This is a genomic window from Microvirga sp. P5_D2 (genome assembly GCF_054049475.1).
On record NZ_JBFUMH010000168.1, the window covers coordinates 1 to 11,309 of the forward strand.

Here is an 11,309-nt window from a genome sequence, read left to right on the forward strand (position 1 = left end):
GTGCCGGAAACACTGGACCGCGACGTCCTGACCTCCCTGGAGCTGCCTCCGGTTCCGGTGACGATTGAAGGAGATGCCATCAGTCTCAAGGAAGCGGTGAAGAACGTGGTGGACAACGCGATTCGCCATGGCGCCCCGACGCAGCTCACGCTTCGCGTGCGCCAGGAGTTCGAGACAGTGGACATCGAGGTGGAGGACGATGGCCCTGGCATCCTGCCTGAGCTGTGGCCGCAGGTGACGGAGAGGTTCGGCGCACCTTCGCCGGACGGATCCGGGCTCGGGTTGTCGATTGCCGCGGATGTGCTGGCCGCACATGGCGGACGCCTGACCTTCCGCCATGCCGACGGGAACGGCTTTACCGTCATCATGAGCCTGCCGAGCAGGATTGGACCCAAGTCATGAGACGCCAGAAGAGACGGCCGCGTCGACCCATATTATTGATCCTTTGTCTGTTCTGGACGGCGGTCCAACCTCTGGCCGGCCTTGCCCAAGGTATTCCGACCCCGACATTCCCGGCCTTGCAGGGCGAGCAGGAGGTCTTGTCGATCCACGCCGCGACTGACCGTCCGGCCATGGAGCCGCTGATCCGCGACTTCCAGCTCCTGAATCCCAACACCCGGGTTGAGTTCGTGGAATACGTCACGAACGATCTCTTTGCCGCGGCGTCCAAGGCCTGTCAGGACGGTCAGGCCTTGGGCGACGTGCTGCTGTCCTCGGGCGTCGACCAACTGGTGAAACTCGCCAACGACGGCTGCGCAGGCAGTGTCCGTTCGCCGGAGACCCAGACGGTTCCACGCTGGGCCAACTGGCGGGACGAGGTGTTCGGATTTACCTTCGAGCCCGTGGTGTTCGTCTACAATAGGGACAGGGTCCCCGTCGAGGATGTCCCGAAAACACATCTTGAGATCGCCGATCTTCTGCGGTTGAAGCCTGACACTTACCAGGGCCGCGTCGGCACCTATGACATCCGTCAGTCGGGCATCGGCTATCTGCTGGCCTTCAACGATTCGCAGCAGACGACCACCACCTATGGCCGCCTCCTTGAAAGCCTTGGGCGCGCCCATACGGTCGTACGCTGCTGCACAGGCGAAATCCTCGATGAAATCGAGGCAGGCCGCATCCTCATAGGCTACAACATGCTGGCGTCCTATGCCTATGCCCGTGTCCGTGCCGGAGCCAGGCTCGGGCTGGTCATGCCTGCGGATTACACCCTTGTGCTCAGCCGGGGAGCCATGATCCCCGCTACCGCAGGCAATGCCGCCGCAGGAACCCGTTTCGTAAATTACCTTCTGTCAGGCCGGGGCCAGACACTGGCACAGCGCGAGGCGTTCTTCTTCGGATTCGCCGGGGAGGCTCCTGCCGGCATCAAGGGCGCAGCCTCCATCGTACGCACAGGCATCGCCCGTCCGATCGCGATCGGACCTGCCCTGCTCGCGGTTCAGGACGACGAGAGGCGCAGGCGGTTCATTGCCGACTGGAGCCGGTCGCTTGTCGACATGGCGACCCGGTGAGCGGCCGTCCCCTGGAACATGTCGGAAAACTTTGCGGGCGGGTGGTCAGGCCTTCGTGTGTTGGCCGTCGGCCTTGCGCGTGCCGCCATGCAGATTCCGGTTGCCCCAGCTCCGCAGAGCCCTTTGTGTGATGCTGGTAATCTTCCACAGGTCTTCGGCCTTGCCGAACCGAAACTCGTAGGCCCCGCATGAATGGTAGAAGTCCTCACCCTCCCCCTTGAACTCGCGGTCGAACCTCAGGATCAGGTAGTTGCAGCGTCCCCGCACACCCTCCAGCTCGTTCGACAGCAGCAGGTTGGAGAAGCTGTGATGCTTGGCGAGGGTGTCAACCGCATCGCGCCGGCGTTGCACAAACTCGGCGCCGCTCATGGTGCTTGCCTGCTCGCGGCCTGACGAGGAGTAGTCAATGAACACCTCGTGTGCGAGGCAGGTCTCCATCCCCGACCAATCGCGTTCGTCGAAGGCGAGGAAGAAGCGGCAGAGGACATCGTTGATGGCAATGTGGTCGAGCGGATCCAAGGCTTGCATGACAATCTTTCTCGTTGGCGAAACGGGAACGGTGGACACGGGCATCATTGATTCAATCAGTCCCTGCCACTGCCATGAAAAGGCATTCCAGGAAAGAAGAGCCGGGAAGTCMGCAACGGGTCAAACTTTCACCTTCCCGCGGCTAAACGAACGTCCGCTCATGAGCGGCGAAGCGGACCAAGCGCTTAGGTCTTTGGTGTGCTAGGACGCGACAATCTGGAATCATAAAGCGCATTTCGCGTAAGGTCGTTTATGGAACAGTGCGCAACGGGGCAGAGGTTGGCTCTGCTCAAAAGAAAGCGCCCTCTCGAGGCGCTCCAAGGTCCGAACCGTAGGGGCGAAAGCATGTTCGGTATAGTTCTTATGCTCACCTGAGAGATCCTCGTCTGTCAGATACCCGACTCTTTGAGAAAAAATTATCTTAAGCAGAAATAAAGCCAGGATTATCGGCGAGCCTGTTACTGAATTTCAACGACATGGAAAAACAACAGGCCGAGAACGATAAGGCATGAGCCTGACAGCAACGACAGAATGAGATATGTTCTTCTTTCCTGTCGGTCCAGGCGAGCGTGGATGGCCTCGATCTCCAGTTGGTTGTAATCCTCGGACCGCATGATTTACTTCTCAATTACAGTGCTCTTTTAGCAGCTTCGCGTGTGCTTGAGAAGATTGTCCGTGAATTTCCGATAGCGGCGTTATGGACCAGGCTGATTGTTGGCGGCAACTGCATCTGCCCTGGTAGCCGATTCCCAGTTGTCGCTCGAGTTTCTCCACATGCCTCCTACCATTGCAGTTCTGATCGTCGAAACTAATCCCCTGGTCCTGGAAACGCTGACTGGGGTCCTGAGAGAGGCAGGCTGTACCGTTTGTGGGGGTTGGAAGCGGTGAAGCGGCTCTGGCTGCCCTCCAAGCTGGCTGCGAGGCGACCATTCTCGTGACAGACGTGCGGCTGCCAGGCCTTGATGGATGGCAACTCGCTCACGCCGTGCGCTCCCTGCGGCCTGACCTTCCCATTCTCTACATTCCTGCCCTTGATCAAGGGCGCTCGAAGCGGGTGCCCCGAAGTTTCGTTCTTCCGAAACCCTTCGGCCCACACGCGTTCGCGATGGCTGTTCGGATCATGACAAACCCGCCCGAGGCCTATCATTAAACAGGGCCTCAGCCTTGATTATGCGCACTGAAACTGCTGTCTAGGCGGCGCTTGGGATTGAAGATCCTCGCTTCATAAGGCGTTTGGTTACACCATGAAAACAGCATCCGATTATCGGAAACATGCTCAGGAGTGCCGTATGCTCGCCCGGCAGGTGCCCGAGGGGGGAGCAGCGTGATCAGCTTCTGGAAATGGCCAGAACCTGGGACAGCCTCGCTGACACCCGAGAGGGGCTGGTCCGCAATCATCCGGAACTCGACACTGCGAAAACCCCGGCCAAAGGACAACCACCTTTCAAGCAGTAGGTCAGTGAGGCGCACTACGTACACGCGTAAGTCGCGGAAGCCCGTTTACGGAACTGTTCTGTCGGATGCTGGGGACGGGGAGGGTAACCTTGGCCATAGTCGCAGCCGTGTGAATTGACGCCAAGCCTGACTGGGCAGACGCTGCCATCGTGGAGAACGGATCTCGCTCATGGTTCCGCTTTGGTCTACCCGAAGCAGGAAACAGACAGCGCGAAGCCACTCCACAAAGGAAGGCCCTGGGAAACGCCGTCCCCGGGGCCTTCGGCGTGAGCTAGTCCGAAGGAAGAACGTCGCACTCCGAAAGAACCAGCCATCATCGAACCGTTTCGCCTATGTTTTAGGCAGATGGCCTCGTGGCGGAGACGGCGACGCGCAGGACCGCAATTCCTGTTACCCTGGTTCGAGTCCAGGCGAGGCCTCCACTTTCCTTCCGCTTCATCTCCCCCCACGGGATCAAGCCAGAACGGCTCTCTGAGCGACCATTGAAGCCGATGTCGGAAGGGCGTTGATGGAATAAGCGGCGTTATGGAATGGCTCTGATTAACTTATCTAAAGGCGCGGCCCGCAAGGATCTCTTATGGTTCGCCATCTTTTGATCTGAAAGAGCTTGAAACACCGTGTCGAAACAGCCGAAAACCAAGGCGGCTGAGTATCGCCAACGCGCCCAGACGAGCCGAGAAGTTGCCCGTTGGACAAGCCTCCGCGAGAGCCGCGAGCATCTGCTTGAGGCTGCCAAGCACCTCGATGCATTGGCCGACGAGGAGGAGCGCCGGGACGCGGCTCCCAAGCCTCGCGCGCATGAGGAATAAGCCTCAGCGAATTTCCGATAAGACCGATTATGGATCTGGATGGAGTTGCATTTGAGTGTATTCGGAAGCCTTCATCGGCGCTCGAGGCAGTGCGTCAGTAAAACGCCAGTCTATATGGCTTCTTAGGCGGGCTCTGTGTGAGCACGAATACTGAAGAACACTTGGGGAGCCACTGGTGCCAACCTCATTGTTAGGTCTGCGCCGTACACCAGCCATATGCCTGAGATCAGCCAACGTCGCCTCTGGGTCAGGTAGTGAAATTCGTTCACTGACAGGAACGTCTCGCATTCGAAGCGGACATTCGGTCTACTTCCGCTTTTGCCAGGAGCCGACCTTCGCTACAGCGCAAATCAGGGAACTCCATTCCCGAAATCGATTGCAGGCCTGGCATTAAGTTGATCGCATTGGCCTGCCGACTGGATCCGGCATTTAGACCTTGAGCGCTTCGGCAGCAGCTTGGGATTGGTCCCAGCCGGCCCCTTCAGCCAGCAGCCGCTTCCGCGCGGCCTCTGGTAAAGCCTCGGTCAAAAGAGCCATCACCCGGTTATAGCCGACCTCTTCGGTACCCTGGCGTGTGATGCCCTGTGCTTGGTACCAAGCATCGCAATGACCAAGCAGTCGGGCCGCTTGCTCGACCTGCCCGGTTTGAGCCCCAACCACCGCCAAGTGTTCGATGTCGCAGATCAGGTACAACGGCAAGCCCAATGATCGGGCCTCGCGCAGACTGTCCTGTGCGGCCGAGCGTGCCTCGGCGAGATCCCCCAGCGCCAGGGAGTAGGCCGCCAGATTGCTGCCTGCATGGGCGAGCGCACGGCGGTCGTTGGACATCCKGGCATCCGCGATCACCTCCTTGATGGTTACGACAGCTTTGCCCGCTGCTCCGGTTCCAAACTGCACTTCGGCCAGAGAGTTCAGAATGAGCCGCAGCCCGGATCGGTCCCCGAGTGCGCGTGCCATCGCGGCTGCCTGCTCGATCAAATCTTCCGCCGCTGCTCCGTCCCCTGCGAAGAAATGACAGACACCGATGTAATGCAGACAGGCGGCCAGATGCTTGCTCGGACCGAACGGCTGCAAGAGGTCATGCGCCTGGTGCAGGAGCGGCTCGCTCTCCGCGGTCTTGGCGTTGGTCATCAGCGACGCCCCGGCTCGCGCCAGTGCCACCGCCTGCGCCTGCCGGTCGCCCGCCTTCTTGAACAGGGATGCCGCACGCAGCGCGAGGCCGGCCTGCTGCGGGTCGTTGAACTGGTTGTAAGTGTAGGCCTTGCCACGCCAGAGCCGCGCCTCGACTGCCGGAGGTGCCTCACCAACGCGGACCAGGGCTGCTTCAGACCAGCGCCGGAGTTCCGGAAAGAGCGACAGTTCCTGCATCAGCCGCAGCGAGCGGCCCGCCAGGTCCAGACCCAAGCCCACGTCCCCCTCCGGGCCAAAGGCCCACTCCAGAGTGGTGCGCAGGTTGTCGATCTCGGGCGCATAGGTCTGGACCCAAGGCTCAGTTGGGGTGGTCGGCCAGGCCTCCTCGGCCTTGGCATAAAACCCGATCAGGTACTCTGCGAGGCTGCGGCGGCGGCCCCGCTCGCCGCTCGCCCGCAGCTTCTCGAAGGCGTACTGCCGTGTCGTCTCCAGCAGGCGGTAGCGGGTCTCGGCGCCAGAGGCATCGGCGACCACCAGGGACTTGTCGACGAGCGATGCCATGAGATCGAGGATCTCCCACTCCTCGACTGGATTCCCGCCCGCAACAGCGGCCGCGCTGTCCAGGCTCCAGCCGCCGGCGAACACCGACAGGCGGCGCAGCAGGGTCTGTTCGGAGCCGGTCAGCAGATCGTAGCTCCAGTCGATGAGCGCCCGCAGGGTCTGCTGGCGCGGCAGCGCCGTGCGGCTGCCTCCGGTAAGAAGTCGGAAGCGGTCGTCGAGCCGGCTGGCCAGCTCCTGCGGCTTGAGGATCTTCAACCGTGGGGCGGCCATCTCGATGGCCAGCGCCACGCCATCAAGCCGCTTGCAGATCGTGGCCACCGCCGGCGCATTCACATCGGTGAGGCAGAACCCGGGCATGCTGGCGCTCGCCCGCTCCACGAACAGGCACACGGCGCTGAAGCTCAGGGCGTTGTCCGCCGTGATGCCGTCCGGTTGGTCCGGAACGCTCAGGGAGGGCATGGAGTAGGTGTGCTCTCCCGTGAGCGCCAGCCTCTCGCGGCTGGTCGCCAGGATGGAGACCTGCGGGCAGCCGCGCAGGATGGCATCGACGAACTGAGCCACTGGGGCGACAAGGTGCTCGCAATTGTCGAGGATCAGGAGGGCCCGCTTGTCCTTGAGGAACACCACGAGGGTTTCTGTCAGTGGCTTGCCAGCCGCCATTGAAATCCCAAAGAGGCGGGCAATGGTCTCGGTGACAAGCTGAGGAGCGCTGAGCGGCGCCAGGTCGATCAGCCAGACCCCGTCTGGGTAATGCTCCAGCAGGTCGCCTCCAACCTGGAGGGCTAGGCGGGTCTTGCCGACCCCTCCGGTGCCGACCACGCTCAGCAGCCGGTGCTCCTTCAGCAATGCCTTGATGTCGGCCCGCTCGGCCTCCCGTCCGATGAAGCTCGTGACCTGCTGCGGCAGGTTGTTGGGTTGGGCCACTCCTGCCCGGAGGGGCGGGAACTCGGATGGCAGGTCTGGAGCTTGGAGCTGATAGATGTGTTCCGGCTCGGAAATGTCCTTCAGCCGATACCGGCCGAGATTGCTCAGGCTTGCCTCTGGAGGCAAGGAGCCTTGAGCGAGGTCCGCCGCAATGCCCGAGACGAGCACTTGACCACCGTGAGCCGCGGCCAGCAGGCGCGCCACCCGGTTGAGCGGCGGCCCGAAGTAGTCGCTGTCGCGGGCCTCCGCCACTCCGGTATGGACGGCCATACGGACCTTGAGGCCGCCGGTCTCCGGAAAGCCGTCGGCTTGGAGCGCCCGCTCCGCGGCCAGGGCATCCGCCAGGGCTGAGGGCACATCCGGGAAGGCGGCGCAGAAAGCATCCCCGACGGTCTTGAAGACCTGCCCGCCCGCCTGGGCAATTGCTGCCCGCATGAGCTGGTCATGGCGCGCGAGAGCCGTCCTCATGGCCTGTGGTGCAGCCTCCCAGCGCTGGGTCGAGCCTTCGATGTCGGTGAAGAGGAATGCGAGCATGGCGCCCGGCAGCGGGTTCCGTTTGGGCGTGGGGAGGCAATCCGTCTCGTGCATCGGCAGAACTCCGGCGCTCCGGAAGAGCCTGCGGTCCGTTCGGTCACACCACTGGGTAGGGCAGGATAGCATAATCGCTGGGATCGGAGTTCGCCTTAGAGGGATGCCCGCTGGTGCACGCCGACGGCCGCGGGGGTGCCTCGGCAATCTCCTTTGCCGTCCTGCGGTTCGGCGCTAATCTGTCCAGCCGTGGTTCCGGCGAGCGGAGCGATGGATGGAACCGGACATCAAGCGGATCGAACGCAGGCTGGCGGCCATCCTGGCCGCTGACGTAGCGGGCTATTCCCGGCTCATGGGCCAGGATGAGGCCGGCACGTTGCAGGCACTGACAACTCATCGCGAAGTCATGGACCGGCTCATCGCTGATCACGGTGGGCGGATCGCCAACACCGCCGGCGACAGCGTCCTGGCCGAGTTCGCAAGCGCTGTCGATGCAGTCCGATGTGCCGCCCAGGTGCAGGAGGCACTCGCGTCCGCCAATCAGGACAGGCCTGAGGAGAAGCGCCTCCAGTTCCGGATTGGGGTTCATGTCGGGGATGTGATGGTGCGCGCAGGCGACCTGCTCGGCGACGGGGTCAATATCGCCGCACGGCTGGAGAGCATCGCTGCACCAGGTGCCATCTGCATCTCAGACGCGGCCTATGGCTATGTGCGAAAGGCCATTTCCCTCCCGTTTGCCGATCTTGGGCCGCAGACGCTGAAGAACATCGACGAGCCCGTTCGAGCCTATGCCCTGGGTCCCAGTTCATCCATCTCGTCTGGGACAGCATACGCCGCATCACGCTCCGCCCCCGAAAAACCCTCGATTGCGGTGCTCCCGTTCAGCAACATGAGCGGCGACCCCGAACAGGAGTACTTTGCCGACGGCATCGTGGAGGACATCACCACGGCCCTGAGCAGGGTCAGGTGGCTCTTCGTCATCGCCCGGAACTCGTCGTTCACCTACAAGAACAAGTCCATCGACGCGCGCCAGATCGGCCGCGAACTCGGCGTCCGTTACCTCCTGGAAGGCTCGATCCGCAAGGCCGGTCCGCGCGTCCGGATCTCGGGCCAACTGCTTGAGGCCACCACGGGCGCCCATCTGTGGGCGGACCGCTTCGATGGCGAGATCTCGGAGATTTTCGAGCTCCAGGATCGCATCACCACAAGTGTCGTCATCGCGGTCGAGCCGAGCCTGCGTTTGGCGGAGATCGAACGGGCCCGGCGCAAACCGACCGACAATCTCGACGCGTATGATCTGTACCTCCGGGCACTCCCGGCCATCAACGTCTACACACGGGCGGGTTTCGAAGAGGCTGAAGGTCTGCTCCGTAGAGCCGTGGCTCTCGACCCGACCTATGCGGACGCGCTCGCGGCCCTTGCGGAATGTCTCGTCCGAATGACGGTCAACGGATGGGCCGCGGACAAGCAGGCCAGCACAACCGAAGCCTGTGAGCTGGCTGGACGCGCGGTCACGGCCGACCCTGAGAACGCGGCGGTCCTGGCCGTCGCGGCCTGGGCCTATTCCACCCTGGGCGTTCGCTTCGAGCAGTCGCTCGAGCTGGCCAACCGGGCGCTCGCCCTTCATCCGAATTCGGTTCATGTGCGCTCGTTCTGCGGATGGGTCTTCCACTACTTCGGGGACAGCCTGCGAGCCATTGAGCAGTTCGAGGAGGCGCGGCGCCTGAACCCGGTCGACCCGAAAGGCTATTTCCCGATGCTCGGTCTGGCGGCGGCGCACTTGTTCGCGGGCCATTTCGAGGAGACGGTCAACTTGGCCGGCCGCATCCTGGTTGAGGTTCCGACCCACAATGTCGCGCGCCGCTACCTTGCCGCTGCACTCGCCCATCTTGGCCGTATCGAGGAGGCGAAGGTAGTTGTGGCCGAGCTCCTGAAGGCGCAACCCACCTCCAGCCTTCGAACGTCCCGAAGCACTGGTTTCCACCATCCCCGCATGGCCGACCTCTACATCACAGGACTGGAAAAGGCTGGCCTGCCAGAGTGACTGCGCCTTCTACCCCAGCATCGCTTCTGGCGCATGCACTACCGATCCATCAATCTCGAACCGGGTGAATGCTCCTGAGAGTGTCCGGTTTTGGACATTGCACCAAAGACCATTTACCACCCGTTGCAGCGCTTCGTGGCGCCTGGATCGAACGGCCGCTTCGGGTCAAACTGAGCCGTTGGGCGTGGCCTTATGAAGGTCGGCTTATCCTATGACTACAGAAGTTTGGCTTTCGTCTGCCTCGTGCCAAAACCGGAAGTTCCCAGCCTCACTCGATCACTTCAGCGGTGGACGGCTATGTCGGTATCACAGGGAAGCCGAGCGACTTTTGCGGACAAATCCGTTATCGGTCCGGAGGAATCAGCGCGCCGCTGACAATTCGACTATTGAAAACAGCGACGCGCCATTATTAGGTGCTCCCGGCGAGGCTCGCGGTCAGCTTTGACGGTCCTCTAATACTCGCCTTTGGCTTCGCGAAAGACACGCCCCCCTCCCTTGGCCACAATGTCATCGACTGCGTTGGGACTGGATTCGTCCGCGTCGATGATGACAGCGGTCATTCCTGGTTGCATCTCGGACTTGATCGAAGTCACGGTGGCAGACCCGAGGATCGCCATCCCGGCATCGTTGATCACCCCGACGGTAGCTCCGAGGAGTGCTGCCAGCGTCGCGAGCGGTACGCCGCCGATCAAGCCGATCAGCCCGCCAACTACGACGCCGACCTTGGTTCCATGAAAAGGATGGACGTCGGACTCAAGAACCGACACCGATCCCCGCTCGTCCTTGGTCACGATGACACCGGACTTGAGTTTGAACTTTGTACCGCCTGCGTCCTTGAGGTCCTTTATTGCGCGGGCGGCATCGTGAGCAGCACTGACGTTGCTGAATGTCGCGACGATGATGTTGTCTGCCATGGTGTCTTTCCTCCCTTTATCGGATCGCGGTTACGGCTGACTTTCCGGTCCCGGCATGTCTCAAGAGTGCCRGGAGCGGTCCTTACTGGGTTCACGTCAGATCGCCCGGATGGGCRTCCCCGTCAGTTCTTCCGGCCGCCCTCCTGCAAGGCCAGCAGCGCCTTCTCCACGCTGAGCGAGCCGGAGGCCTGGCTGGGCGGGTAGTCCTTGAAGGTCGCGAGGTACTGACCCATGATCCCCATGGCGGGCATCATGACCCACAGCGACTTCCCCCACCATTCGCCGTAGGACGTCGACTCTGTCTGGTACCGCTCCCAGGGGTCGACGCGCAGGTTGGTCACCAGCGGGACGTTGGTGGTGTCCTCCTTACCGCTGAACAGGTTGCCGACGATGGTCTTGAAGGTGATCTTCCACTCGTTGTAGCGCACCGCCATGAGGTCRGCGTTGTCGCTGAAGTAGAAGAACTCCCGGCGCGGGCTCTCGGTGACCGTGCCKTCGAGGAACGGCTTGAAGTTGTAGCCGTCGAGATGGTTCCTGAAGGTCTTYCCACCYGCCTCGTAGCCGGTGAGCAGCTTCTGCTTCAGSTCCGGATCRCCGCCGGCGGCCGCGACGAGCGTCGGCAGCCAGTCCTCGGYCGACATGATCTCATTGAYGATGGTGCCCGGCTTGATGACGCCRGGCCACTTCRCGAGCATGGGCACCCGGAAGCCGCCCTCGTAGACCGTGCCCTTCTCGCCGCGGAACGGATGGTTGCCGCCGTCCGGCCAACTGAAGATCTCCGCGCCGTTGTCGCTGGTGAACATCACGATCGTGTCGTCGGCGATGCCGAGTTCGTCCAGCTTGGCGAGCAGCTCGCCCACGACCCAGTCCAACTCGGCCATCGCATCGGCGAACAGGCCGAAGC

Annotated in this window: 8 protein-coding genes and 1 tRNA gene; 5 read left to right on the forward strand and 4 right to left on the reverse strand. The window is 62.1% G+C overall.

The annotated features are described in order from the left end of the window. Both ACXJKO_RS26070 and ACXJKO_RS26075 read left to right on the forward strand, forming a co-directional pair. On the forward strand, positions 1-402 hold a 402-nt coding region (locus ACXJKO_RS26070), incomplete at its 5' end, for a sensor histidine kinase (protein ID WP_457093963.1). Beyond that, positions 399-1,511 (forward strand): ABC transporter substrate-binding protein, encoded by a 1,113-nt coding sequence (locus tag ACXJKO_RS26075; protein ID WP_457093964.1) that lies wholly within the window; start codon positions 399-401, stop codon positions 1,509-1,511. The genes ACXJKO_RS26070 and ACXJKO_RS26075, both read left to right, overlap by 4 nt. Before the next feature lie 45 nt (positions 1,512-1,556). On the opposite strand, the gene ACXJKO_RS26080 is transcribed toward ACXJKO_RS26075, so the two are convergent. Then, positions 1,557-2,039, reverse strand: a complete 483-nt coding sequence (locus ACXJKO_RS26080; protein WP_457093965.1) for a nuclear transport factor 2 family protein — start codon at positions 2,037-2,039, stop codon at positions 1,557-1,559. Between the two features lie 1,802 nt (positions 2,040-3,841). On the opposite strand from ACXJKO_RS26080, the gene ACXJKO_RS26085 reads away from it, so the two are divergent. Both ACXJKO_RS26085 and ACXJKO_RS26090 read left to right on the forward strand, forming a co-directional pair. Beyond that, a tRNA-Cys gene (locus ACXJKO_RS26085) sits at positions 3,842-3,916 on the forward strand. Between the two features lie 195 nt (positions 3,917-4,111). After that, complete coding sequence (locus ACXJKO_RS26090) at positions 4,112-4,303, forward strand: hypothetical protein (protein WP_457093966.1); 192 nt, start codon at positions 4,112-4,114, stop codon at positions 4,301-4,303. A 429-nt stretch (positions 4,304-4,732) separates the two neighbouring features. Here the strand turns inward: ACXJKO_RS26090 and ACXJKO_RS26095 are convergent, their stop codons facing one another. Further along, on the reverse strand, positions 4,733-7,507 hold the full coding sequence (locus tag ACXJKO_RS26095) for an ATP-binding protein (protein WP_457093967.1): 2,775 nt from the start codon (positions 7,505-7,507) through the stop codon (positions 4,733-4,735). A 214-nt stretch (positions 7,508-7,721) separates the two neighbouring features. On the opposite strand from ACXJKO_RS26095, the gene ACXJKO_RS26100 reads away from it, so the two are divergent. Continuing rightward, a complete protein-coding gene (locus tag ACXJKO_RS26100) occupies positions 7,722-9,491 on the forward strand; it encodes an adenylate/guanylate cyclase domain-containing protein (RefSeq protein WP_457093968.1) in 1,770 nt (589 codons plus the stop codon). 452 nt (positions 9,492-9,943) lie between these two features. Here the strand turns inward: ACXJKO_RS26100 and ACXJKO_RS26105 are convergent, their stop codons facing one another. Together ACXJKO_RS26105 and ACXJKO_RS26110 are read right to left on the reverse strand one after the other, a co-directional pair. After that, positions 9,944-10,405, reverse strand: a complete 462-nt coding sequence (locus ACXJKO_RS26105; protein ID WP_457093969.1) for a hypothetical protein — start codon at positions 10,403-10,405, stop codon at positions 9,944-9,946. A 122-nt stretch (positions 10,406-10,527) separates the two neighbouring features. Further along, positions 10,528-11,309: sulfatase-like hydrolase/transferase (locus ACXJKO_RS26110; protein WP_457093970.1), on the reverse strand; the 782-nt coding region annotated here is incomplete at its 5' end.